Source organism: Rhodococcus sp. 15-725-2-2b (assembly GCF_002259075.1).
Lineage (GTDB): Bacteria > Actinomycetota > Actinomycetes > Mycobacteriales > Mycobacteriaceae > Rhodococcoides.
On the sequence record NZ_NPFL01000028.1, the window covers coordinates 89,281 to 111,664 of the forward strand.

Consider the following 22,384-nt stretch of genomic DNA (forward strand, 5'->3'; position numbering starts at 1 on the left):
AGAGTCGGGACCAACGAACACCATGTAAGCCCAGCAGAGAGTACGGAGAACACCATGCCTGCCAAGACCTCCACCGACAACGACATCGCCGACGAAGACATCGTCCCACTCGAATACGAGACGGCCAGCCAGGCTCAGCGCGTCGTCGCGGCCTACGCGACCGATGCCGACGAGTGCCGCATGTTGCTGTCGATGTTGGGTATAGATCCCGTAGCGAAGACCGACTGACGCTCTTCGCAGGACTGTTTACCCAAGGATCTACAAGCGGATTGGACAGTTGTGGCTGACGCCTCGCAGGGTTCGGATTTTGTCGTCGTAGCCAACCGGTTGCCGGTCGATCTGGAAAAGCTCCCGGACGGGAGCACACGATGGAAGCGAAGCCCTGGCGGGTTGGTCACCGCTCTCGAACCGATTCTGCGTGCCAACAAGGGCGCGTGGGTGGGGTGGGTCGGCGTCTCGGACGTCGACGTCGAGCCGTTCGTCGAGGACGACCTGCAGCTGCGGCCGGTGCCGATCAGCGAGAAGGAGTACACCCAGTATTACGAGGGCTTCTCCAACGCGACACTGTGGCCGCTCTACCACGACGTCATCGTCAAGCCGGAGTACGACCGCGACTGGTGGAACGCCTACGTCGAGGTGAACCGTCGCTTCGCCGAGAAGACATCCGAGGCCGCGGCACAGGGCGCGACGGTCTGGATTCAGGACTACCAGCTCCAGCTCGTCCCGAAGATGCTGCGGATGCTGCGCCCCGACCTGACCATCGGATTCTTTCTGCACATCCCGTTCCCGCCGATCGAGCTGTTCATGCAGATGCCGTGGCGCACCGAGATTGTCGAAGGACTGCTCGGTGCAGATCTGATCGGGTTCCACCTGTCCGGCGGTGCCCAGAACTTCCTCTACCTTGCCCGACGCCTCGCCGGGGGAACCACGTCCCGCGGAACCGTCGGAGTGCGGTCGAAGTTGGGCGTCGTGCAGGTCGGCTTCCGGACCGTGCGAGTCGGCGCGTTCCCGATCTCCATCGATTCCGGTGACCTCGACACCAAGTCTCGCTCCAAGGCCGTCCGTGATCGGGCCAAGCAATTGCGCAAGGACCTGGGCAACCCCAAGCGCATCATGCTCGGCGTCGATCGCCTCGACTACACCAAGGGAATCGACGTTCGGCTCAACGCGTTCCGCGAACTGCTCGAAGAGGGCCGCGTCGATCCGGCCGAGAACGTCATCGTGCAGTTGGCGACGCCCAGCCGTGAGCGCGTCGAGAGCTACGTCGCCATGCGCGGTGAGATCGAGCAGCAGGTGGGCCGCATCAACGGCGAGTACGGCCAGGTGGGCCACCCCGTTGTCCACTACCTGCACCGTCCCATCCCCCGCGACGACCTGCTGGCCTACTTCGTCGCCGCCGACGTCATGCTGGTCACCCCATTGCGCGACGGCATGAACCTGGTCGCCAAGGAGTACGTGGCCTGCCGCAGCGATCTCGGTGGGGCACTGGTGCTCAGTGAATTCACCGGTGCCGCAGCCGAATTGCGACAGGCATACCTGTGCAACCCGCACGACCTCGACAGCGTGAAGGACGCGATCATCGGAGCCCTCGAGCAGGACTCGGAGTCGGGCAAGCGTCACATGCGCGCCATGCGCAGGCAGGTTCTCGCCCACGACGTCGATCGCTGGGCGCGCTCGTTCCTCACCGCGCTCGCAGCGCCGGCGGAGGGCACCAACCTCACCCGATAAATTCGCTTTCCTTCGACCCGTCGACGGCTGTAACTTTGCCGTCGACGGTTTCTTTTTGTGTATTCCAACAGTGAGGAGGTGGGCATCGTGGCCACCTGGACGAGCGCACACCCGAGCCCACGTCACTCCTCTCCGGAGGAACCCTCGCATGTCCTCTCTACTTCACTACGGCCTCGATCGGCACTGGCTCGATGAGTTCGAAAAGCATTCTCAGGACGCAGTTCTCGCCCGCATAGTTCGCGTCGACCGCGGCGGATTCGACGCCGCCACCGAGAACGGAATCGCTCGATGTACGGGCGGTGCCGTCTGCACCGGGGATTGGGTGGCACTCGACGGAGAATCGTTCCGGCTGATCGCCATCCTGCCCCGCCGCACGGCCGTCGAACGCGCCTCCGCCGGAACCACATCCGACACACAGGTTCTCGCAGCCAACGTCGATACCGTCGTCGTCACGGTCGCGTCGGACACCGACCTCGACCTCGGTCGCGTCGAGCGCTACATCACCCTCGCCTGGGGCAGCGGCGCTGTTCCCGTCCTCGCGATAACCAAGACCGACAGCGGAAGCGTCGCCGAAGAAGTATTGTCGTCCGCCGCGCCGGGCGTCACCGTGTGCAGCACCAGTGCAGTCTCGGACGGCGGAATCGATTCGCTGGCAGCACATCTGCGCGGCACGGTCGCCCTGATCGGGCCGTCGGGATCGGGCAAGTCGACACTCGGCAACGCTCTGTTGGGCGGTGCGGTTCTCGCCACCGGGGCGACCCGCGAGGGCGACAGCAAAGGCAGGCACACGACGGTGCATCGGGAATTGGTGCCCATCCCGGAGAGAGAACTGGTGCTGCTCGACACGCCTGGACTACGTTCGGTGGGCGTCCAAGGATCGGAAGACGCTGTGGCGAGCGCCTTCTCCGACATCGACGAACTCGCCGCGTCGTGTCGATTCGCTGACTGCGCGCACGAACGCGAACCCGGGTGCGCGGTACTCGCCGCCGTCGACGCGGGCGAGCTCACCGAGAGACGGTTAAGCAACTACCGAAAACTGTTGCGAGAGAACGCCTGGGCCACCTCCAGGCACGATGCACGAGCACGCAGCGAGAAGCTACGCGAGTACAAGCAGATCTCGAAGTCGCTGCGCCAGAAGTACGCCGCCGACGGTAGAGGGCGGTAGGTCAGCTCTCGTCGAACAGTGAGGGGCTGTCGGTCTCCGTCTCGGCCTGCCGAGCCGAACCTTCACTGTTCGACGCCTTCCGCACCACCTCGACCGTGGTAGTGCGTACCGACAACCGATGACCGTCGTGATGCTCGAGCAACGCCAGACCCTGACGGATCTCGAGCACCTTCCACGGGCCGGCATGCCCGGACGCCTGAACCAGGTCGCCTGGTGCGATCTCGGAAGCCACTGTTGTTCTCCATTCAGCGAGCAATCGGGTTCGAGCAAGTCTGTGACACACACCCTATCGGGCCTGCCCGGCCCGCATCTCACTTGCTCGTCGAACAATTTAGGAGTACTCATGTAATAGTTGTAGATATACAAGCATTATCGTGGAGGTGAACGTGGCCGAGTTGACTCGACGACACCGGTATCTCGTGCTCGGCATCTGCTGCCTGAGCCTGTTCCTCGTCAGCACCGACAACACGATCGTCAACGTCGCGCTGCCGTCGATGCGCGCGGATCTGAACGCATCGGTCTCGGGTCTGCAATGGATCATCGACGCATACACGCTGGTCGTGGCATCACTGTTGATGCTCGGCGGCTCGATGGCCGACAAGTACGGCCGCAAGCGCTTCTTCCTGATCGGCACCGGAACGTTCGTCCTCGGCTCCCTGCTGTGCAGCATCGCACCGTCGCTCGGCTGGCTCGTCGCCTTCCGCATGCTCCAGGCAATCGGTGGCTCGATGATGAACCCCGTCGCGATGTCGATCATCACCAACACCTTCACCGATCCGAAAGAACGCGCAGGAGCGATCGGCATGTGGGGTGCCGTCGTCGGCATCTCGATGTCGGCCGGCCCCGCCCTCGGCGGCGTCCTCGTCACCGGTGCCGGTTGGCAGTCGATCTTCTGGATCAACGTCCCGATCGGAATCTTCGCGCTGGCGATGACACTGAAGTTCGTCCCGGAATCCAAAGCCGAACACTCACGCAAATTCGACCCTGCAGGCCAGTTCCTCATCTTCGCGTTCCTCGCGTCCCTCGTGTTCACCATCATCGAAGGTCCCGCGAAGGGTTGGGGATCCCCGCTGATCGTGTTCACCGGCGCCGTCGCCGTCGGCTCTCTCGTCGGACTACTGCTGGTCGAGTCGCGGATCGAGGAACCGCTCATCCAACTGAAGTTCTTCAGGAGCGCACCCTTCAGCGGAGCGACGGTGATCGCCGTGTGCGCGTTCGCATCCCTCGGCGGATTCCTGTTCCTCAACACCCTCTACCTGCAGGACGTGCGCGGATACTCACCACTGCACGCCGGTCTCTACACCCTGCCGATGGCGTTGATGACCTTGATCTTCGCGCCGATCTCCGGTCGCATCGTCGGCACCCTCGGAGCGCGCATTCCGCTGCTCGTCGCCGGAGTCGGCTTCGTGGCCTCGGCACTGATGCTCACCCGACTGACTCCGACGACGTCGTTCGCATGGCTGGCCGTCGCGTACGTGATCTTCGGAATATCCTTCGGCATGGTCAACGCCCCGATCACCAACACCGCGGTGTCCGGAATGCCGCGCAGCCAGGCCGGAGTGGCGTCCGCCATCGCATCGACGAGCAGGCAGGTGGGCCAGTCGCTGGGCGTGGCCGTCGTCGGATCCATCGTCACGGCGAGCATCGTCGGGGAGATCTCCGACGGCTTCACCGCCGCCGCGGTCCCTGCCTGGTTCGTCATCGCAGGCGCAGGCGTGATCGTCACCGCGCTCGCAGTGGTCACAACCGGCCGATGGGCACGCGCAACCGCCGATCGAATCGACCAACCGGTGCTCGTATGACCGGCGATGCAGCACACGTCTGGCGCGAGATGCGCGCACTGATGCTCGAGAAGCACGACACCCGACGAGCCGTCGCCGACGCCACCGGGATGAGTTTCCTGCGAGCAAAGCTGCTGACCAAGTTGCTCACCGGCGATCGGACGATCACCGAGCTGGCCGAGATCCTCGCCTCCGACGCGCCGTATGTCTCGCTCAACGTCCGCGAACTCGAGAAGCGCGAGCTGGTTCTGCGTACCGAAGATCCCGAGGATCGCCGACGCCGCATCATCGGACTCACCGACACCGGACGTCTCCTCGCCGAGAAGGCCCGAGCGATCGCCGACGCCCCGCCGCCGGAATTCACGACAGTCTCTGCCGAAGACCTGGCGCATCTGCGTCGGATTCTGCGACTGCCCTGATTTTCAGAGGACAGTGCTCGAGCGACGGATGGTGTCGAGTGGGGTGCCGATTTCGACGAGCGCACGCACGGTCGCTGCTTCCATACCCGGTGAGCCGCAGACCAGGATCTGGCGATCCGGGAACGGCCCCTGCGTTGCGACGACGTCGGCCACACTGCCCTCCCAGCAATGCTCCGGCTCGAAGAACGATGCGCTGGAACCGATCTCGGCATGAATGCGGTCGTTCCATCGATCCGACGCCCACGGCTCGTGCAACTGATCGACCACGGGTACCACCGTCAACCACCGGAACTCCGCCGCCATCAGCCACAGCATGTCGCCCGCATACAGGTCACGAGGCGACTTACCGCCGACGAAGAGCGTCACGTTCGGCGGCTGCTCGCGACGTGTGAGGTCGAGCAGAATCGCGCGCAACGGAGCGAGACCGGTCCCACCCGCGATCATGACCACATCGCGCCCCGAATCGTCGACATGGAGACCACCCTGCGGATCGCTGATCTGCCACACATGACCGGGCCGCGTCTCGTTGACGATCGATCCGCTCACCCAACCGGCAGGCACGGCTCGAATATGGAATTCCAGCTTGCCGTCTCGAGAAGGCGGCAACGCAGGTGAGTACCGCCGCGTCAGAGCAGTGTTCTGAGGAACCGTGACCGACACCGACTGGCCCGCCCGAAACGGCACCGCGTCGCCCTCGAGTCTGATCACGGCGAGATCGTTCCGAAGACGGTGATACTGAACGACCGTCGAACTCCACGCCTGCATGCCGACCAGAATAGGGGTCGACGCCGGGGGTCTCGCAAACGCGCGCGCGTTTGCGAGACCCCCGGCGTCGACCCCTATTCTGGTCGGCATGCAGGCGTGGAGTTCGACGGTCGTTCAGTATCACCGTCTTCGGAACGATCTCGCCGTGATCAGACTCGAGGGCGACGCGGTGCCGTTTCGGGCGGGCCAGTCGGTGTCGGTCACGGTTCCTCAGAACACTGCTCTGACGCGGCGGTACTCACCTGCGTTGCCGCCTTCTCGAGACGGCAAGCTGGAATTCCATATTCGAGCCGTGCCTGCCGGTTGGGTGAGCGGATCGATCGTCAACGAGACGCGGCCCGGTCATGTGTGGCAGATCAGCGATCCGCAGGGTGGTCTCCATGTCGACGATTCGGGGCGCGATGTGGTCATGATCGCGGGTGGGACCGGTCTCGCTCCGTTGCGCGCGATTCTGCTCGACCTCACACGTCGCGAGCAGCCGCCGAACGTGACGCTCTTCGTCGGCGGTAAGTCGCCTCGTGACCTGTATGCGGGCGACATGCTGTGGCTGATGGCGGCGGAGTTCCGGTGGTTGACGGTGGTACCCGTGGTCGATCAGTTGCACGAGCCGTGGGCGTCGGATCGATGGAACGACCGCATTCATGCCGAGATCGGTTCCAGCGCATCGTTCTTCGAGCCGGAGCATTGCTGGGAGGGCAGTGTGGCCGACGTCGTCGCAACGCAGGGGCCGTTCCCGGATCGCCAGATCCTGGTCTGCGGCTCACCGGGTATGGAAGCAGCGACCGTGCGTGCGCTCGTCGAAATCGGCACCCCACTCGACACCATCCGTCGCTCGAGCACTGTCCTCTGAAAATCAGGGCAGTCGCAGAATCCGACGCAGATGCGCCAGGTCTTCGGCAGAGACTGTCGTGAATTCCGGCGGCGGGGCGTCGGCGATCGCTCGGGCCTTCTCGGCGAGGAGACGTCCGGTGTCGGTGAGTCCGATGATGCGGCGTCGGCGATCCTCGGGATCTTCGGTACGCAGAACCAGCTCGCGCTTCTCGAGTTCGCGGACGTTGAGCGAGACATACGGCGCGTCGGAGGCGAGGATCTCGGCCAGCTCGGTGATCGTCCGATCGCCGGTGAGCAACTTGGTCAGCAGCTTTGCTCGCAGGAAACTCATCCCGGTGGCGTCGGCGACGGCTCGTCGGGTGTCGTGCTTCTCGAGCATCAGTGCGCGCATCTCGCGCCAGACGTGTGCTGCATCGCCGGTCATACGAGCACCGGTTGGTCGATTCGATCGGCGGTTGCGCGTGCCCATCGGCCGGTTGTGACCACTGCGAGCGCGGTGACGATCACGCCTGCGCCTGCGATGACGAACCAGGCAGGGACCGCGGCGGCGGTGAAGCCGTCGGAGATCTCCCCGACGATGCTCGCCGTGACGATGGATCCGACGACGGCCACGCCCAGCGACTGGCCCACCTGCCTGCTCGTCGATGCGATGGCGGACGCCACTCCGGCCTGGCTGCGCGGCATTCCGGACACCGCGGTGTTGGTGATCGGGGCGTTGACCATGCCGAAGGATATTCCGAAGATCACGTACGCGACGGCCAGCCATGCGAACGACGTCGTCGGAGTCAGTCGGGTGAGCATCAGTGCCGAGGCCACGAAGCCGACTCCGGCGACGAGCAGCGGAATGCGCGCTCCGAGGGTGCCGACGATGCGACCGGAGATCGGCGCGAAGATCAAGGTCATCAACGCCATCGGCAGGGTGTAGAGACCGGCGTGCAGTGGTGAGTATCCGCGCACGTCCTGCAGGTAGAGGGTGTTGAGGAACAGGAATCCGCCGAGGGATGCGAACGCGCACACGGCGATCACCGTCGCTCCGCTGAAGGGTGCGCTCCTGAAGAACTTCAGTTGGATGAGCGGTTCCTCGATCCGCGACTCGACCAGCAGTAGTCCGACGAGAGAGCCGACGGCGACGGCGCCGGTGAACACGATCAGCGGGGATCCCCAACCCTTCGCGGGACCTTCGATGATGGTGAACACGAGGGACGCGAGGAACGCGAAGATGAGGAACTGGCCTGCAGGGTCGAATTTGCGTGAGTGTTCGGCTTTGGATTCCGGGACGAACTTCAGTGTCATCGCCAGCGCGAAGATTCCGATCGGGACGTTGATCCAGAAGATCGACTGCCAACCGGCACCGGTGACGAGGACGCCGCCGAGGGCGGGGCCGGCCGACATCGAGATGCCGACGACGGCACCCCACATGCCGATCGCTCCTGCGCGTTCTTTCGGATCGGTGAAGGTGTTGGTGATGATCGACATCGCGACGGGGTTCATCATCGAGCCACCGATTGCCTGGAGCATGCGGAAGGCGACGAGCCAGCCGAGCGACGGTGCGATGCTGCACAGCAGGGAGCCGAGGACGAACGTTCCGGTGCCGATCAGGAAGAAGCGCTTGCGGCCGTACTTGTCGGCCATCGAGCCGCCGAGCATCAACAGTGATGCCACGACCAGCGTGTATGCGTCGATGATCCATTGCAGACCCGAGACCGATGCGTTCAGATCCGCGCGCATCGACGGCAGCGCGACGTTGACGATCGTGTTGTCGGTGCTGACGAGGAACAGGCTCAGGCAGCAGATGCCGAGCACGAGATACCGGTGTCGTCGAGTCAACTCGGCCACGTTCACCTCCACGATAATGCTTGTATATCTACAACTATTACATGAGTACTCCTAAATTGTTCGACGAGCAAGTGAGATGCGGGCCGGGCAGGCCCGATAGGGTGTGTGTCACAGACTTGCTCGAACCCGATTGCTCGCTGAATGGAGAACAACAGTGGCTTCCGAGATCGCACCAGGCGACCTGGTTCAGGCGTCCGGGCATGCCGGCCCGTGGAAGGTGCTCGAGATCCGTCAGGGTCTGGCGTTGCTCGAGCATCACGACGGTCATCGGTTGTCGGTACGCACTACCACGGTCGAGGTGGTGCGGAAGGCGTCGAACAGTGAAGGTTCGGCTCGGCAGGCCGAGACGGAGACCGACAGCCCCTCACTGTTCGACGAGAGCTGACCTACCGCCCTCTACCGTCGGCGGCGTACTTCTGGCGCAGCGACTTCGAGATCTGCTTGTACTCGCGTAGCTTCTCGCTGCGTGCTCGTGCATCGTGCCTGGAGGTGGCCCAGGCGTTCTCTCGCAACAGTTTTCGGTAGTTGCTTAACCGTCTCTCGGTGAGCTCGCCCGCGTCGACGGCGGCGAGTACCGCGCACCCGGGTTCGCGTTCGTGCGCGCAGTCAGCGAATCGACACGACGCGGCGAGTTCGTCGATGTCGGAGAAGGCGCTCGCCACAGCGTCTTCCGATCCTTGGACGCCCACCGAACGTAGTCCAGGCGTGTCGAGCAGCACCAGTTCTCTCTCCGGGATGGGCACCAATTCCCGATGCACCGTCGTGTGCCTGCCTTTGCTGTCGCCCTCGCGGGTCGCCCCGGTGGCGAGAACCGCACCGCCCAACAGAGCGTTGCCGAGTGTCGACTTGCCCGATCCCGACGGCCCGATCAGGGCGACCGTGCCGCGCAGATGTGCTGCCAGCGAATCGATTCCGCCGTCCGAGACTGCACTGGTGCTGCACACGGTGACGCCCGGCGCGGCGGACGACAATACTTCTTCGGCGACGCTTCCGCTGTCGGTCTTGGTTATCGCGAGGACGGGAACAGCGCCGCTGCCCCAGGCGAGGGTGATGTAGCGCTCGACGCGACCGAGGTCGAGGTCGGTGTCCGACGCGACCGTGACGACGACGGTATCGACGTTGGCTGCGAGAACCTGTGTGTCGGATGTGGTTCCGGCGGAGGCGCGTTCGACGGCCGTGCGGCGGGGCAGGATGGCGATCAGCCGGAACGATTCTCCGTCGAGTGCCACCCAATCCCCGGTGCAGACGGCACCGCCCGTACATCGAGCGATTCCGTTCTCGGTGGCGGCGTCGAATCCGCCGCGGTCGACGCGAACTATGCGGGCGAGAACTGCGTCCTGAGAATGCTTTTCGAACTCATCGAGCCAGTGCCGATCGAGGCCGTAGTGAAGTAGAGAGGACATGCGAGGGTTCCTCCGGAGAGGAGTGACGTGGGCTCGGGTGTGCGCTCGTCCAGGTGGCCACGATGCCCACCTCCTCACTGTTGGAATACACAAAAAGAAACCGTCGACGGCAAAGTTACAGCCGTCGACGGGTCGAAGGAAAGCGAATTTATCGGGTGAGGTTGGTGCCCTCCGCCGGCGCTGCGAGCGCGGTGAGGAACGAGCGCGCCCAGCGATCGACGTCGTGGGCGAGAACCTGCCTGCGCATGGCGCGCATGTGACGCTTGCCCGACTCCGAGTCCTGCTCGAGGGCTCCGATGATCGCGTCCTTCACGCTGTCGAGGTCGTGCGGGTTGCACAGGTATGCCTGTCGCAATTCGGCTGCGGCACCGGTGAATTCACTGAGCACCAGTGCCCCACCGAGATCGCTGCGGCAGGCCACGTACTCCTTGGCGACCAGGTTCATGCCGTCGCGCAATGGGGTGACCAGCATGACGTCGGCGGCGACGAAGTAGGCCAGCAGGTCGTCGCGGGGGATGGGACGGTGCAGGTAGTGGACAACGGGGTGGCCCACCTGGCCGTACTCGCCGTTGATGCGGCCCACCTGCTGCTCGATCTCACCGCGCATGGCGACGTAGCTCTCGACGCGCTCACGGCTGGGCGTCGCCAACTGCACGATGACGTTCTCGGCCGGATCGACGCGGCCCTCTTCGAGCAGTTCGCGGAACGCGTTGAGCCGAACGTCGATTCCCTTGGTGTAGTCGAGGCGATCGACGCCGAGCATGATGCGCTTGGGGTTGCCCAGGTCCTTGCGCAATTGCTTGGCCCGATCACGGACGGCCTTGGAGCGAGACTTGGTGTCGAGGTCACCGGAATCGATGGAGATCGGGAACGCGCCGACTCGCACGGTCCGGAAGCCGACCTGCACGACGCCCAACTTCGACCGCACTCCGACGGTTCCGCGGGACGTGGTTCCCCCGGCGAGGCGTCGGGCAAGGTAGAGGAAGTTCTGGGCACCGCCGGACAGGTGGAACCCGATCAGATCTGCACCGAGCAGTCCTTCGACAATCTCGGTGCGCCACGGCATCTGCATGAACAGCTCGATCGGCGGGAACGGGATGTGCAGAAAGAATCCGATGGTCAGGTCGGGGCGCAGCATCCGCAGCATCTTCGGGACGAGCTGGAGCTGGTAGTCCTGAATCCAGACCGTCGCGCCCTGTGCCGCGGCCTCGGATGTCTTCTCGGCGAAGCGACGGTTCACCTCGACGTAGGCGTTCCACCAGTCGCGGTCGTACTCCGGCTTGACGATGACGTCGTGGTAGAGCGGCCACAGTGTCGCGTTGGAGAAGCCCTCGTAATACTGGGTGTACTCCTTCTCGCTGATCGGCACCGGCCGCAGCTGCAGGTCGTCCTCGACGAACGGCTCGACGTCGACGTCCGAGACGCCGACCCACCCCACCCACGCGCCCTTGTTGGCACGCAGAATCGGTTCGAGAGCGGTGACCAACCCGCCAGGGCTTCGCTTCCATCGTGTGCTCCCGTCCGGGAGCTTTTCCAGATCGACCGGCAACCGGTTGGCTACGACGACAAAATCCGAACCCTGCGAGGCGTCAGCCACAACTGTCCAATCCGCTTGTAGATCCTTGGGTAAACAGTCCTGCGAAGAGCGTCAGTCGGTCTTCGCTACGGGATCTATACCCAACATCGACAGCAACATGCGGCACTCGTCGGCATCGGTCGCGTAGGCCGCGACGACGCGCTGAGCCTGGCTGGCCGTCTCGTATTCGAGTGGGACGATGTCTTCGTCGGCGATGTCGTTGTCGGTGGAGGTCTTGGCAGGCATGGTGTTCTCCGTACTCTCTGCTGGGCTTACATGGTGTTCGTTGGTCCCGACTCTATGTAAATGTGGCACCCCATCGCCAGTTCCCGATGCCCTAGGCTGCAGCAAATGACCGTTTCTGTGCCGCTCCGCCGTGCTCGGACAGTGGTGGAGGTGCCCTCTCCGGCCACCGGCTCCGCAATTCTGCGTCGCACCGTTCGACGGCATCGCACCCGCCTGATCGTCTCGTCGCTGCTGTTCGGGGTACATCAACTGTGCGAAACGATGGTCCCGGTGGCGATCGGACTGATCGTCTCGCGGGCCATCGACACCGGTGATGTGACCGCGATGGTGCTCTCGTTGGTCGGTCTGGCGGCCTTGTTCGTCACCCTGTCGTACGCGTGGCGGATCGGTGCCCGCATCATCGTGGTCGCCATCGAGCGGGAGGCGCACCTGGTGCGCGTGGAGGTCGCCGGTCGCGTCCTCGATCCGCGGGGTGTGCGTACCGAGTTGTCGGCGGGCGAGTTGCTGACGGTCTCGACGTCCGACGCCGAGAAGGAGTCCTGGATTCTCGATCTGATCGCACGGGTCTTCGCGTCCGCGGTGGCGGTCGTCGCGTCCGCCGTCGCGCTGATCGTGATCGACGTTCCGCTCGGTCTCGCCGTCGTCATCGGGACACCGGTCATCCTCATCGCGCTGCAACGACTCGCTCCGTTGCTCACCCGTGCTGCCACTGCGCAGCAGGCCGAGGTGGCCGGGGTGTCGGGTATGGCAACCGATCTGGTCAGCGGTGTCCGGCCGCTTCGCGGAATCGGTGCCGAGGATGCCGCGACGCAGCGATTCGTGACATCGAGTCGAACAGCGTTGGCCGCGACTCTGAAGCTCGCTCGCGCGAACAACGTCTATCAGGGCCTGTCGGCAACGGTCAACGCGTTGCTGGCCGTCGGGATCGCCGGTACCGCCGGGTGGTTCGCGCTGCAGGGCCGGATCTCGGTCGGCGAGTTGATCACCGTCATCGGCCTCGCGCAGTTCGTCATCGAACCTCTCACCGGATTGTCGAAGATCCCCGGCGTGGTGGCGATGGTGCGCGGATCCGCCGATCGGCTCGCCCTCGTACTCGGTGCGGAACACGTTCTACCGCAGTCCGAGTCAACGGTTCCGGTAGACACAGATCTTGCCGTCGACGACGTTCGGTTCCGATCGCTCGACGGTCTCACGTTCCACACAGAACCGGGCGAGATGCTCGGCGTGGTCACATACCGGCCGCAGGACGGGGAAGCGCTCGCTACGCTGCTGTCCGGTCAGATCTCCGACGCCGACTACACCGGATCGGTTCGTATCGGCGGTATTTCGGCGGGAGAGATCGATCTTCGACGCGCCCGAGAGACCGTGCTCGTCGAACCCCACATCACCGACCTGTTCGCGGGAACCGTCCGCAGCAACGTCACCGCAGGCCGGGAGCGGCCCGACGCCGAACTCGACGTCGTGCTGCACGCCTCCGCGGCCACCGACGTCGTCGAATTGCACGAGGCCGGTCTCGATCACGCCGTCACCGACCGCGGAGCCAGCCTGTCCGGTGGCCAACGCCAGCGAGTGGCGTTGGCGCGCGCACTGTCGGTCGACGCCCCGGTCCTGGTGCTGCACGACCCCACCACGGCCGTCGACGCCGTCACCGAGCACGCCATCGCCCGCGGCATCGCCGAACTTCGACATACCGAACGAGGCTCGCAGACAACGATCCTCATCACCACGAGCCCCGCGTTGCTGTCGGTGACCCATCGCGTTCTCGTCGTCGACGACGGTCGCGTCGTCGCCGAGGGCACGCACCACCATCTCGCGTCCTCGGACGCGCAGTACAAGGACGCGGTGCTGCGATGACCACCCCCGAACTTCTTCCCATCGCCACCGGTGCTCGCTCAGGTCGGTGGCTGCTCGAACAGCTGCGTCTGCGGAAAGTTCGCACCGCGGTGACGCTGCTGCTCGGCGCGGTTGCCGCGGCCATGTCGCTGGTACCCGTCTACGTGCTGGGTGTTCTGGTCGACCGTGTCCGCGACGGCGCCGACACGTCGACGATCATCGGTGTCGTCGTCGTGATCTCGGTGGCCGCGGTGATCGGCGGCATCGTCACCGGTTTCAGCGGCTATCTCATCAGCACTCTCGGTGAGAGTATTCTGGCGTCGCTGCGCGAGGCCGTCGTGCGCCGCGCGCTGCATCTGCCCGTCGCCACGTTGGAGCGAGTGGGCAAGGGCGACTTGCTCTCCCGGGTGGGCGACGACGTCGCTGTGATGGCCAAGTCGATCGGTGAGGTGATCCCACAGCTGGTCGGTGCGATCCTGCTCGTGTGTCTGAGCATGATCACGATGCTCGGCATCGATTGGCGGCTCGGCCTGGCGGGGCTCGTCGCGCTGCCGATGTACGTCCTCGCGCTGCGGTGGTATCTGCCGCGCTCGGCGCCGAAGTACGCGGCCGAACGCGTCGCGATGGGGGAGCGAGCACAGTCGTTCGTCAGCAGCATGCAGGGCGCGAAAACCGTTCGTGCGTACGGACTCGAGTCGGCGCACCTGAGCGAGATCGACAGAGCGTCGGCGAAGGCCCGAGACATCGGCGTCGACGTGTTCCGCCTGTTCACCCGCTTCGGATCTCGGAGCAACCGCGCCGAGTGCGTCGGACTGTCGGTGATCCTGCTGGCCGGATTCCTGCTCGTACGAGGCGATTACGTCACCGTAGGCGAGACGACGGCCGCGGCACTGCTGTTCCATCGCCTGTTCAATCCGATCGGCACCCTGCTGTTCACGTTCGACGACATCCAGTCCGCCGGTGCGTCGTTGGCGCGTCTGGTCGGAGTCATCGACATCCCCGACGAGCGACCCGTCGGCGACGGTTCCGTGCCCGCCGACGCCACATTGGACGTCACCGATCTGCGGCACGAGTACGAGTCCGGGCACGAGGTGCTGCACGGGGTGAACCTGAGGGTCGGTGACGGCGAGACCGTCGCACTCGTCGGATCCACCGGTGCAGGCAAATCCACGATCGCGGCGATCGCGGCCGGTTCCATGGCGTCGACGGCGGGGACGGTTCGTGTCGGCGGAGCATCACTGGATGCGCTGGGCAGCGACGGGTTACGACGACATGTGGCGATCGTCAGCCAGGAGGTCCACGTGTTCGCCGGCCGATTGATCGACGACGTGCGGCTCGCCGCACCGGCTGCCGGTCGCGACGACGTCGAAGCCGCGCTGCGCACCGTCGGAGCGTGGGGGTGGGTCGAGGCGCTCGAGAACGGACTCGACACCGCCGTCGGGGAGGGCGGGCACCAGTTGACCGCGGCACAATCGCAGCAATTGGCCTTGGCACGTTTGGTTCTCGCCGATCCCGCCGTCGCGGTGCTGGACGAGGCCACCGCGGAAGCCGGCAGTTCCGGTGCTCGCGATCTCGAGGCCGCCGCCGAGGCGGCCACGAAGGGACGCAGCACATTGATCGTCGCGCATCGCCTGACGCAGGCCGCTGCGGCCGACCGCGTGGTGGTGTTGGAGCACGGCCGGATTCTGGAGCAGGGTCCGCACGAGGAGCTGGTCGCGGCCGGTGGACGATACGCACAGTTGTGGGAGGCGTGGCAGGGCCGCTGATCGATATAGGGATTTGCCTAAAGCTATTAGTTTTGGTTACGGTGTCCTCGAATCGACGAGGAGGCCGGCATGGCACGCGCAGGATTGACCGCGCAGCGCATCGTGGCAGCAGGAGCGGATCTGGCCGATGAGGTCGGCTTCGATCGCGTGACTGCCAGCGAGATAGCCAGACGCTTCGACGTGAAGGTTGCGAGCCTGTACTCGCATCTGAAGAACTCGCACGAGTTGAACGTCGGGATCGCGCTGCTGGCGTTGGAGGAACTGGCCGATCGGGTGTCCGATGCCCTGGCAGGCCGAGCGGGCAAGGACGCTCTGGTTGCCGTCGCCGACGCGTATCTCGACTATTCGCGCGAACATCCAGGTCGCTATGCAGCGACGCAGTTTCCACTCGATCACGAGACCGCTCTCGCGAGTGCGGGCGTGCGTCACTCGGCGATGATGAAGGCGATTCTCCGCGGGTACGACCTCGGCGAAGAGGATCAGGTCCACGCAGTTCGATTGCTCGGCAGTGTCTTTCACGGCTACGCGAGCCTCGATGCGGCCGGCTCGTTCGCTCACAGTGCCCCCGACTCGCAGCAGTCCTGGGTCCGCATCCTCGACGGAATCGACACACTCTTACAGCACTGGAGGCAGTGACATGGAACCGATCTCCGAACGCGACATCAGGTCGTCGTTCGTCAACTCGTCCAAGGGCGACGCCGGTCGGCTCTCCCTTCCCGACATGTTCGACGCTGTGCCGTGGGACGATCTCGACTTCTTCGGTTGGGTCGATCCCAAGCTCGCCGGGAGGAGCTACATCGTCGTTCCTTCGGAGGATCGCCTGCGCGGAATCTCGTTGCGCTACAAAGTCGGTGGTCCGCGCACAGCGCAGATGTGCAGCATCTGCCTCACCACGCACGCCAACGGCGGAGTGTCTCTGATGGCTGCCGCGAAAGCAGGCGAATCCGGCAGGCGCGGCAACACGGTGGGCACCTACATCTGCTCGGACCTCGCCTGCTCGCTCTACGCACGCAAGAAGAAGACCCCGGCGCTGGGCCGTCAGTTCAAAGAGGACTTCGACGTCCCGACGCGAACCGCAGCAGTCGAAGACAACATCGCCGCGTTTCTCGCTCGCGTCCTCGATTGATCAACTGATGGTGGGACCGCGCGCCCCGATCGACGACTGCGCGCCCCTACTCTATGCGAGTAGGGGCCGCGCAGTCGGCAAAAAGGGTGTGAGGTCCTGTCGGAGATAGGACCGGCCGACGTCATTCGCCGACAAGACCGAAGTCAGTCCTTGTTCTTCTCCGCGATGAACAGCTTCTCGATGCGCTCCGCCTCGTCCTTCTTGGCGGCGGCTTCGTCGGAACGCTCGGCGGCCTCGGCCAATTCGGCCTCGGACGGCGCAGCGGCCAGCTTCTCCTGCTTGTCGACCTGGGCCTGCTGAGCCTTCTTGCGATCCTCGGCTGCCTTCGCGGTGGCAGCGGCCTGCTCGTCGGCCTTCTTCTTGTCCGCAGCGGCCTTGCGCTCGGCGTCCTGAGCGGCCTCGCGCTTGCGCTGCTCGGCCTCCTGGCGGGCGTCACGTGCGGCTTCCTGAGCGGCGGCGTCGGCTGCGCGGCGATCCTTCTCGGCCGTCTCGCGAGCGACCTTCAGTTCGTCGTCGGCCGCGGCCTTCTTGGCCCGAGCCTCGGCGTCGAGACGGGCTGCCTCGGCGCGGTTCTCGGTGCTGTCGACGAGGGTCTCGCCGCGGTCGGCGAGGCTCTTGTCTCCCAACAGGTTTCCGACGGCGCGGTCCAGCGATCCGAGCGTGTGCTCGTACACCAGGCGCGCGGGTGCTTCTGCATTCATCTTCTCGACGACGTTGGTTTCGATGAGCTGCAACGGAATTCGGGCGATCTTGTACTGGATGCGGAGGATGGTCAGTGGTATGGCTAAAACGCTCATGAAGCGAAACTCCTGGTATGAGGTAGTGGTTCAGGCCTGGTTGCGGAGCTCTTCGGCCTTCTTGCGATCGGCTTCGGCCTGACGAAGTGCTTCCTGGTGCTTCTGTGCGGCCACCATCTCGTCGGAATCGGCTGCGGCCTGCTCGATGCGACGGTCCTCGTCGGCTTCGATCTGTTCGGCGGTCGCGTCGACCTCGGCTGCAGCGCGCTCCTGCGCCACTGCCTCACGCTTCTCCTGTTCGGCGGCGGCGAGCTGAGTCTGGCGAACCCGATCGGCGTTGGCTTCGGTGACCGCGGCGTTCTCTTCTGCGGCTTCCCGACGGCGCTCCGCTGCAGTGCGCACATCGGCCAGCTCCTCGGCGGCCTCGGTGGCCTGCGCCTCGGCGACCCGCTCCGTGGCATTGGCCTCCTTGCGCTCGCGGGCCTGCGCGGCCTGCAACTGGCCCTCGGCTGTCAACGAGTCGTTGCCGGTCACCGCACCCGCGACCTCTTTGGCCTTGCCCTTGATTCCGTCGAGCAGTCCCTTGCGTGCTTCGCCCGCTACGTTCTCGTCAGTCATGTAACACCAGGTACCCACTGGCTGTTCGAGTAACCCCACGTCGGTATCGGACGATACGATCCCCGACGGACGAATCAGCAGTAAGGAGACGTATGCCAATCGCCAAGATCAACGGCATCGACATCAATTACCAGGTCAAAGGCAGTGGAGACCTGGTCGTTCTCGTCATGGGCACCGGCAGCCCCGGTCGTGTGTGGGAGCTGCATCAGGTGCCGGCGCTCACAGCAGCGGGTTACCGGGTGTGCACGTTCGACAATCGCGGCATCGCTCCCTCGTCGGAGAGCACACACGGCATCACCATGAAGGACATGGTCGCCGACACCGCCGGTCTGATCGAGCTCGTCCGCAATGGTGACGAGAAGGCCTACGTCGTCGGAACGTCGATGGGGTCACGCGTCGCGCAGGAGCTCGCGCTGAGCAGGCCCGACCTGGTTCGCAAAGCGGTGTTCCTCGCCGGCCACGCGCGGGTCGACGAGTTCCAGAAAACACTTGCACAGGGTGAACGAGCCCTCTACGACAAGCGCGTGGAGCTTCCCGGCACCTACTCGGCCGCGGTGACCGCGGTGATGAACCTGTCGCCTGCGACGTTGCGCGATTCTCGCGGGGCGCGTGACTGGCTGGACCTGTTCGAGTTCTCTGCCTCCTCACCGTCCGCCGGAGTGCGCGCTCAGCTGGGAATGGACGACGATTTCGATCGAACTGCCGCCTATCGCGGGGTGGCAGTGCCGTGTCTGTCGGTCGGATTCGCCGACGATCGGATGATCCCGCCCTACTTGGGCAAGGAGTTGGCCGACGCCATCCCCGGTGCCCGGTACGTGGAGATCGCGGACGCCGGGCACTACGGATATCTCGAGCGTCCCGAGGCCGTCAACGCCGAACTGCTCGGCTTCTTGAAGGCCTGACGGCACCACGGCCCGACCTGCGTTGCTAGGGTCGTGTGGCACCTCACGGTGCAGACTTACCAACCAAACGTTCGCGACGAGTGAGGCGAGATGAGTACCAACCCGTTCGATGACGAAGACGGACGCTTCTTCGTGCTGGTCAACGACGAAGACCAGCATTCGCTGTGGCCGACGTTCTCCGAGGTCCCTCAGGGATGGCGTGTCGTCTTCGGTGAAGACACCCGCGCCGCGTGCCTGGAGTACGTCGAGAAGAACTGGACCGACATGCGTCCGCGCAGCCTGCGTGAGGCCATGGAGGCCGACGCTGCTGCACGCGCATCCGCTGAGGGAACCCCTAGCACCGAGGCCTGAGTTCCGCCTTCTACGAAGGACTCGTACCGCGCCGCCGACGAACTGTCGGTCGGCGCGGTTCTTCTGTGCGGCGAAGCGTCGGGCGCAGTAGTTCCTCGGTGCGCGCGAGAATGCGTGGTCGACGCAGGGTTCGGGCACCCCACTCACCGAGTGTCACACCCGCGGCCAAACCGCAGCCGACGCCGAACGCTGCGAACAACGAGCTGATGCCGAGCAGTAGCTGGTCGTTGAGGATCGCGTACAGACCGCGATACAACGCCAGGCCGGGGAGCAGTGGAGTGATGCCCGCGACGGCGACGATCAGCGGCGGAATCAGCGCACGACGTGCCAACAGACCACCTGCGAATCCGACGACGGTAGCGGCGATGGCCGAGGCGATGATCGGTCCCACATTGAGAGTCTGCGAGAGCAGATACACCAGCGAGCCCGCGAAGCCGCCCATGAATGCAGCCGTCAGCGCACGACGTTCTGCGTAGCAGGCCAATGCATAGAACAGTGACGCTGCCGCGCCGGCGATCACCTTGGTGGGGACCTGCAGGATGTCCGGTGGGGCCAGATTGCTGATCTGCGGTAGATCGCTGCCGATCAGCGCAGCCAACCGCAGAGATGTCGCGACGCCGGCGATGATGCCGCCGGTCATCATCAGTACCTCGAAGAATCTGGACACCGCGGTGATCGGGGCGCCGGTGATCGCGTCCTGCACCGAGCCGACGAGCGAGAGACCCGAGAGCAGCACGATCACACCGGCCGCGATGATCTGCGACGGCGAGATGTCGATGTTCAGTTGGTCCTGGAAGTTGTAGAGGGTGATCGCCGGTGTCGCAGCCACGAAGCCTCCGACGACCTGCTGGAAGAAGAACGGCAGGCCCGCGCGGTTGAGTACGCGTCCGATGCGGTCGATCACCATCGTCGTCAGGAAGCTGACCACAGCAACCAGCGCGCCACCGCCGAGCAGCACACTGATGGCCGCGGCCATCCCAGACCACGCCAGAGTCGCAATCCACCGGTTGTACGGGTGCGGAGCCTTGGTGATCTCGTCGAGCCGCTCGAGCGCCGCACTAGGCGGCACCATCTTCACGCGCACGGCGCGGATGAGACGGTCGACCTCGGCCAGCCGCGTGAAATCCATCGACCGGTAATGCACGATGCGCATCGTCGACGCCGGGGGACGCGTCGGGCCGCGGTGCGCACTGAGGGTGATCGAGTTGTACGTGACGTCCACATCGCACCGAGCGAGGCCGTACGTCGCGGCGATGAACTGCACCTGAGTCGCCGTATCCATCGCTGCCGTGCCCGAGGCCAACAGAACTTCGCCGACGCGAACCGCGAGATCGAGGACCTCCGCAACCGACGCATCGTCGGTCAGATCGATCGGACGAAGGGGCGACGGTGCTGCGGTCGGTGTATCGATGGTGGCCCGACGCTCACCGGTGAGACGGCTCAGCGAAGCCGTCAGGTCTTGCAGGAAAGTCATGACCGTCTTTACACGTTGCTGGGGTGATCCACCGACAAGGTACCTGTTGACACTGAGCGTCCGATGAACGGATATGATTGCCTCGCTTCACTGCCTCCTTAGCTCAGCGGTAGAGCACTCGCCTTGTAAGCGAGCGGTCAACGGTTCAATCCCGTTAGGAGGCTCTTTCGGACGGCTCTGACCAGCGAAAACGGTTGGGGCCGTCTCTTTTTGGCCTGTTGTGGCCGCTCGTTTCTTGTGCGAGCTCGGTTCGTCCACCTGGGTTTATGTGTCGCTTGTGACCTGGGGATTTGCCGGGTCGTGGGCAGGATATGTTGCTCGATGTCACAAGCTGTCACAACTCGTTGCTAACTCATCGGTGAGCATTCGTGTGGACGCAGGTGGATGCGCTCGGACTGGGCGGGTGATGGCCGGGCTGAGAGTGAAGCTTCGTTAGTGCCCAGTTCACGGGCGACCTCGGCGATGGTGTGGCCGGAATCGATCACTCTACGGGCGGACTCGACCGTGCACTCGGTCGTGAACGACCTGCGTGTGCGGGACATGAGGCATCCTTCCAACGGAACCCTCGGTTTCGCTATCTCGGAGTCCACCATCCGGGGAACCTCGGACGGATTGGGTGGGCCTCAGTGCTGTCTGAACGTCTCGAGCGAGGAAAGTAAGCCGGGATATTGCAGGAGGCAGGTAGCGGACGAGGCACTCCGTGTGCGCCGGTCAGGAGGATGGCTGCGCAGCGCTGGGGCGTCGGAGACGCCCACGACGTCGCTCACGATGGTGACAAACTGGTCGCACATGCGGTTTACGGCTACGGCCCTGGCGGATGAATCCGATGTGAGAGTCCGAAACATCAACGCGTACAATCACGGTCGCCGCCGACTGAGAGTGATGCCAGCGCAGTCGTCTGCTGGATCTCACAGGTCATGGCGATGTTTTGGTCATCGTGTTCTTCCTGCTCGTGCGGCGATCGCTCGTGCGCGGTCCATCACCGGTTTGTCGACCATGCATCCATCCACGGTGAACACCGATCCGTTGCTCGGGTCGGCCGCTTCGCCGAGTATTCGACGTGCCCATGCCACCTCGGCATCGGTCGGAGCCATAGCGGAATGGGTCGCCTCGATTTGGCGTGGGTGGATGCACAGCTTGCCCGTGAATCCGAATTCCTGCGCGCGCGCGATGTCATGATCGAGGGCTGCATCGTCGCCGATGGAGGGTGTGACACCGTCGATCGGGCCTGGGAGTCCCGCGGCGGCGGAGGCGTATGCGAGGTCGCTTCGCGCTCGGTCGATCAGCGGTGATCGGTTCGGATCGACGCCGAGTTCGGCAGCGAGGTCGATAGCACCGAGTGCGAGTCGAGCGACGCCGGCTGTCTCGGCGATGGCACCCGCGTCCAGGACGCCTCGGGCGGTCTCGATCAGGGCAATGACCCGGTGTGTCGGAAGCGCTTTCGTCAGGGTGGTCACCGACTCGGCGGTCGACTTGGCCAAAACAACGGTGCACTCGAGCGCCATGACAGCGTCCATGTCGTCGCGAAAGTGCGGAGTCGACGCGTCGTTGATTCGAATAGCCACGTGGATCCCACCGGACGAGTAGCGGACGGTGTTGACTCTGGCCGACGCTTTGTCGGTGGATCCCACTGCATCTTCGAGGTCGAGAACGGTCAGATCCGCACCCGAGTGGACGGCCTTGTCGAAACGCTCCGGTTTGTCGCCGGGTACGAACAGGAGGGTGCGTGCGTCACTGATTGTCGAGTCGTTCATGCGTGGGGTCGGTTCCTCAGTCGGCGGTCACGGTTGATCCTATTCTATATACTATATTTTTATCAGTGGTAGG

General features: G+C 64.5%; 25 protein-coding genes and 1 tRNA gene. 14 read left to right on the forward strand and 12 right to left on the reverse strand.

What is annotated here, in order from left to right:
- Positions 1-54: 54 nt before the first annotated feature.
- The 3 genes from CH306_RS29320 to rsgA (CH306_RS28195) all read left to right on the forward strand — a co-directional run bounded on the left by CH306_RS29320 (position 55) and on the right by rsgA (CH306_RS28195) (position 2,893).
- Positions 55-228, forward strand: a complete 174-nt coding sequence (locus tag CH306_RS29320) for a hypothetical protein (RefSeq protein WP_008710019.1) — start codon at positions 55-57, stop codon at positions 226-228.
- A 51-nt stretch (positions 229-279) separates the two neighbouring features.
- Positions 280-1,728 carry an alpha,alpha-trehalose-phosphate synthase (UDP-forming) gene (locus tag CH306_RS28190; RefSeq protein ID WP_094648520.1) on the forward strand — a complete coding sequence of 483 codons (1,449 nt, stop codon included), beginning with the start codon at positions 280-282 and terminating at the stop codon, positions 1,726-1,728.
- A 148-nt stretch (positions 1,729-1,876) separates the two neighbouring features.
- On the forward strand, positions 1,877-2,893 hold the full coding sequence (gene rsgA / locus CH306_RS28195; protein WP_094648521.1) for a ribosome small subunit-dependent GTPase A: 1,017 nt from the start codon (positions 1,877-1,879) through the stop codon (positions 2,891-2,893).
- A 1-nt stretch (position 2,894) separates the two neighbouring features.
- Here the strand turns inward: rsgA (CH306_RS28195) and CH306_RS28200 are convergent, their stop codons facing one another.
- Complete coding sequence (locus tag CH306_RS28200; protein ID WP_032396068.1) at positions 2,895-3,125, reverse strand: hypothetical protein; 231 nt, start codon at positions 3,123-3,125, stop codon at positions 2,895-2,897.
- Between the two features lie 154 nt (positions 3,126-3,279).
- On the opposite strand from CH306_RS28200, the gene CH306_RS28205 reads away from it, so the two are divergent.
- Together CH306_RS28205 and CH306_RS28210 are read left to right on the forward strand one after the other, a co-directional pair.
- Positions 3,280-4,695, forward strand: coding sequence for an MFS transporter (locus CH306_RS28205; protein ID WP_094648530.1), 1,416 nt, complete (start codon positions 3,280-3,282; stop codon positions 4,693-4,695).
- A complete protein-coding gene (locus CH306_RS28210; protein ID WP_179272995.1) occupies positions 4,692-5,093 on the forward strand; it encodes a MarR family winged helix-turn-helix transcriptional regulator in 402 nt (133 codons plus the stop codon). The genes CH306_RS28205 and CH306_RS28210 overlap by 4 nt, the downstream gene beginning before the upstream one ends.
- Positions 5,094-5,096: 3 nt before the next feature.
- Here CH306_RS28210 and CH306_RS28215 read toward each other — a convergent pair whose 3' ends face one another.
- The gene (locus CH306_RS28215) at positions 5,097-5,858 is read right to left on the reverse strand and encodes an FAD-binding oxidoreductase (RefSeq protein WP_094648523.1); all 762 of its coding nucleotides are present in this window, start codon (positions 5,856-5,858) and stop codon (positions 5,097-5,099) included.
- 88 nt (positions 5,859-5,946) lie between these two features.
- Between CH306_RS28215 and CH306_RS28220 the strand changes: the two genes are divergently transcribed.
- Positions 5,947-6,708: an FAD-binding oxidoreductase gene (locus CH306_RS28220; protein ID WP_094648523.1), complete on the forward strand. Its 762-nt coding sequence runs from the start codon at positions 5,947-5,949 to the stop codon at positions 6,706-6,708.
- Positions 6,709-6,711: 3 nt separating this feature from the next.
- On the opposite strand, the gene CH306_RS28225 is transcribed toward CH306_RS28220, so the two are convergent.
- Complete coding sequence (locus tag CH306_RS28225) at positions 6,712-7,113, reverse strand: MarR family winged helix-turn-helix transcriptional regulator (RefSeq protein ID WP_179272995.1); 402 nt, start codon at positions 7,111-7,113, stop codon at positions 6,712-6,714.
- Entirely contained in the window at positions 7,110-8,525 is a 1,416-nt protein-coding gene (locus tag CH306_RS28230) for an MFS transporter (protein WP_094648530.1), read from the reverse strand. The genes CH306_RS28225 and CH306_RS28230 overlap by 4 nt, the downstream gene beginning before the upstream one ends.
- A 154-nt stretch (positions 8,526-8,679) precedes the next feature.
- Here CH306_RS28230 and CH306_RS28235 point away from each other — a divergent pair, with 154 nt between their 5' ends.
- Complete coding sequence (locus tag CH306_RS28235) at positions 8,680-8,910, forward strand: hypothetical protein (RefSeq protein WP_032396068.1); 231 nt, start codon at positions 8,680-8,682, stop codon at positions 8,908-8,910.
- Between the two features lies 1 nt (position 8,911).
- On the opposite strand, the gene rsgA (CH306_RS28240) is transcribed toward CH306_RS28235, so the two are convergent.
- The 3 genes from rsgA (CH306_RS28240) to CH306_RS29325 form a co-directional block, all read right to left on the reverse strand.
- Positions 8,912-9,928: a ribosome small subunit-dependent GTPase A gene (gene rsgA / locus CH306_RS28240; protein WP_094648521.1), complete on the reverse strand. Its 1,017-nt coding sequence runs from the start codon at positions 9,926-9,928 to the stop codon at positions 8,912-8,914.
- 148 nt (positions 9,929-10,076) lie between these two features.
- Positions 10,077-11,525, reverse strand: a complete 1,449-nt coding sequence (locus CH306_RS28245; protein WP_094648520.1) for an alpha,alpha-trehalose-phosphate synthase (UDP-forming) — start codon at positions 11,523-11,525, stop codon at positions 10,077-10,079.
- A gap of 51 nt (positions 11,526-11,576) precedes the next feature.
- Positions 11,577-11,750, reverse strand: a complete 174-nt coding sequence (locus CH306_RS29325; protein WP_008710019.1) for a hypothetical protein — start codon at positions 11,748-11,750, stop codon at positions 11,577-11,579.
- A gap of 105 nt (positions 11,751-11,855) precedes the next feature.
- Here CH306_RS29325 and CH306_RS28250 point away from each other — a divergent pair, with 105 nt between their 5' ends.
- From CH306_RS28250 to CH306_RS28265, 4 genes are all read left to right on the forward strand, one after another.
- Complete coding sequence (locus tag CH306_RS28250; protein WP_179272994.1) at positions 11,856-13,604, forward strand: ABC transporter ATP-binding protein; 1,749 nt, start codon at positions 11,856-11,858, stop codon at positions 13,602-13,604.
- Entirely contained in the window at positions 13,601-15,349 is a 1,749-nt protein-coding gene (locus CH306_RS28255; RefSeq protein ID WP_094648519.1) for an ABC transporter ATP-binding protein, read from the forward strand. The genes CH306_RS28250 and CH306_RS28255 overlap by 4 nt, the downstream gene beginning before the upstream one ends.
- Positions 15,350-15,418: 69 nt before the next feature.
- Positions 15,419-15,985, forward strand: coding sequence for a TetR/AcrR family transcriptional regulator (locus CH306_RS28260; protein WP_094648518.1), 567 nt, complete (start codon positions 15,419-15,421; stop codon positions 15,983-15,985).
- Position 15,986: 1 nt separating this feature from the next.
- Positions 15,987-16,475 (forward strand): FBP domain-containing protein, encoded by a 489-nt coding sequence (locus CH306_RS28265; protein WP_094630303.1) that lies wholly within the window; start codon positions 15,987-15,989, stop codon positions 16,473-16,475.
- Positions 16,476-16,618: 143 nt separating this feature from the next.
- Here CH306_RS28265 and CH306_RS28270 read toward each other — a convergent pair whose 3' ends face one another.
- Positions 16,619-17,272 carry a hypothetical protein gene (locus CH306_RS28270; protein WP_094648517.1) on the reverse strand — a complete coding sequence of 218 codons (654 nt, stop codon included), beginning with the start codon at positions 17,270-17,272 and terminating at the stop codon, positions 16,619-16,621.
- Between the two features lie 30 nt (positions 17,273-17,302).
- Positions 17,303-17,830, reverse strand: coding sequence for a general stress protein CsbD (locus CH306_RS28275; RefSeq protein WP_094648516.1), 528 nt, complete (start codon positions 17,828-17,830; stop codon positions 17,303-17,305).
- Between the two features lie 92 nt (positions 17,831-17,922).
- Between CH306_RS28275 and CH306_RS28280 the strand changes: the two genes are divergently transcribed.
- Together CH306_RS28280 and CH306_RS28285 are read left to right on the forward strand one after the other, a co-directional pair.
- Positions 17,923-18,732, forward strand: a complete 810-nt coding sequence (locus CH306_RS28280) for an alpha/beta fold hydrolase (RefSeq protein WP_094648515.1) — start codon at positions 17,923-17,925, stop codon at positions 18,730-18,732.
- A gap of 90 nt (positions 18,733-18,822) precedes the next feature.
- Positions 18,823-19,083: an MbtH family protein gene (locus CH306_RS28285; protein WP_008710007.1), complete on the forward strand. Its 261-nt coding sequence runs from the start codon at positions 18,823-18,825 to the stop codon at positions 19,081-19,083.
- A 10-nt stretch (positions 19,084-19,093) separates the two neighbouring features.
- Here CH306_RS28285 and CH306_RS28290 read toward each other — a convergent pair whose 3' ends face one another.
- On the reverse strand, positions 19,094-20,557 hold the full coding sequence (locus CH306_RS28290; protein ID WP_032396059.1) for a threonine/serine ThrE exporter family protein: 1,464 nt from the start codon (positions 20,555-20,557) through the stop codon (positions 19,094-19,096).
- A gap of 92 nt (positions 20,558-20,649) precedes the next feature.
- Here CH306_RS28290 and CH306_RS28295 point away from each other — a divergent pair.
- Positions 20,650-20,721: transfer RNA gene (locus CH306_RS28295), tRNA-Thr, on the forward strand.
- 183 nt (positions 20,722-20,904) lie between these two features.
- Here the strand turns inward: CH306_RS28295 and CH306_RS28930 are convergent.
- Together CH306_RS28930 and CH306_RS28300 are read right to left on the reverse strand one after the other, a co-directional pair.
- Positions 20,905-21,150 carry a transposase gene (locus CH306_RS28930; protein WP_143545432.1) on the reverse strand — a complete coding sequence of 82 codons (246 nt, stop codon included), beginning with the start codon at positions 21,148-21,150 and terminating at the stop codon, positions 20,905-20,907.
- Between the two features lie 339 nt (positions 21,151-21,489).
- The gene (locus tag CH306_RS28300; RefSeq protein WP_094648514.1) at positions 21,490-22,311 is read right to left on the reverse strand and encodes an HpcH/HpaI aldolase/citrate lyase family protein; all 822 of its coding nucleotides are present in this window, start codon (positions 22,309-22,311) and stop codon (positions 21,490-21,492) included.
- Positions 22,312-22,384: the final 73 nt, after the last annotated feature.